2 protein-coding genes and 1 pseudogene are annotated in these 1,553 nt (G+C 78.0%); all 3 read left to right on the forward strand.

The window, feature by feature from the left end; all coding sequences use genetic code 11:
- Positions 1–116: 116 nt before the first annotated feature.
- The gene (locus GTQ99_RS23080) at positions 117–599 is read left to right on the forward strand and encodes a DUF4192 family protein (protein WP_276612499.1); all 483 of its coding nucleotides are present in this window, start codon (positions 117–119) and stop codon (positions 597–599) included.
- Positions 600–664: 65 nt separating this feature from the next.
- Complete coding sequence (locus tag GTQ99_RS23085; RefSeq protein WP_166617995.1) at positions 665–1,066, forward strand: universal stress protein; 402 nt, start codon at positions 665–667, stop codon at positions 1,064–1,066.
- Between the two features lie 211 nt (positions 1,067–1,277).
- Positions 1,278–1,553, forward strand: a pseudogene (locus tag GTQ99_RS23090) (RNA polymerase sigma factor); the annotation flags it as partial.

Consider the following 1,553-nt stretch of genomic DNA (forward strand, 5'->3'; position numbering starts at 1 on the left):
GCTCACCGGCAGCACCGGCAGCACCGGCAGCACCGGCAGCCCCGCCACCCCCGCCGCCGGGGTCGTCGCGGCCGTCGTCGTAGCAGACGAGCACGACCTGCTCGGGAGGACCGCCGCTGCCGCGCCGGGCCGCCGTGGTGGAGGCGTGGGAGGCCGAGGTGCGCGCACGGCTGGCCGGCCGCTCCACCGCCGTGCCGCCGGCCGCCTGGTGCGGGCGGGCGTTGGCCGCCTTCGAGGACGTCGCGCTGCGCGACGCGCTCCTGCTGAGCGCGGGCAGCGGGCCCCGCACCGAGCGCGCCCGGGCGCTGCTGCTGGCTGGTGCGGGGGCGAGCGCGCAGCTGGTGGGCGCGGCGGTGCAGGAGGTCGACGCCCGCCGCGCCGCGCTGGCGGCGGGGCTGGCCGTGGACGTCGCCCGCCACGCCGAGGGGCGGGCGGCCGCGGGTGCGTGGGCGGTGGCCGCCTGGCTGCACTGGTCGGCCGGCGACGGGCTGCGCGCGGGCGGCTGCGCCCAGCTGGCCGTGGAGCGCGACCCCGCCCACCGCCTGGGGCGGCTGGTGGCGCAGGCGGTGGGTGCGGGGCTGCCCGCGCGCGGGCGGTGAGGGCGCCCGGGCGGCCGCCGTAGTACGGTCACGCCCGTCCGTGCACGCGTTCGGGAGGGTGAACGATGGGGATCGTCGTCGGGTACGTGGCCAACCCCGAGGGCCGCGCTGCCCTGCAGCGCGCCGGGGAGGCCGCCGTCCGGCTGGGCGCCCCGCTCGTGGTCGTGCACAGCCGCCGCCCCGGTCGCGAGGCCGACGCGGAGGAGGCCAAGCAGCTGGAGGCCCTGCACGAGGAGGTGCGCGGGCGGCTGTCCGCCGCCGGGCTGGGTCACGAGGTGCGTGACGTGCCCGACAGCGAGGACCCGGCGGACGACCTCATCACGGCCGCCGAGGAGTCCGGCGCCGCGCTCATCGTCATCGGCCTGCGCCGGCGGACCCCGGTCGGCAAGCTCATCCTGGGCGCCAGCGCGCAGCGGATCCTGCTCGACGCGCCGTGCCCGGTGCTGGCCGTCAAGCCGGAGGACTGAGCACCTCGGCAAGCGCTTCCCCAGCACGCCGCCGGGCCCCGGCGATGGGCCGCCCGGGGGGTCGCGACGCGGTGGTGTGCGCCGGGACGCCGGTGTTCGTGACACAATCGGCGTTTGTCGTCCTCTGCGGGCATGCAACAGCGTCCGCCGGTGTTGACGTTGTCGGCTGCTGCCCGTGCAGCCTCGTTCCGCCCACGACGAAAGGCAGTCCGTGTCGTCGGTACCGACCTCCCGGCCGCTCCCGCCAGAGTTCGCTTCCGCTCCGTTCCAGGAGCTCCTGCAGCACGGGACCACCCACGGATACGTCGACGCCCAGGCGCTGCGCGTCGCGTGCGAAGACGCCCAGCTGCCCGTGCAGCGCATGAAGGCCGTGCTGCGCGCCCTCGACGACGCCGGCGTCACGGTCAAGGTGCCGGAGGCCGCGCCCAAGCGCGCGGTGGCCGCCGCGTCGACCCGCCGCGCCACGTCCACGGCCACGGCCACCAAG

It is taken from the genome of Kineococcus vitellinus, assembly GCF_009906315.1.
In the GTDB taxonomy this organism is placed as follows: domain Bacteria; phylum Actinomycetota; class Actinomycetes; order Actinomycetales; family Kineococcaceae; genus Kineococcus; species Kineococcus vitellinus.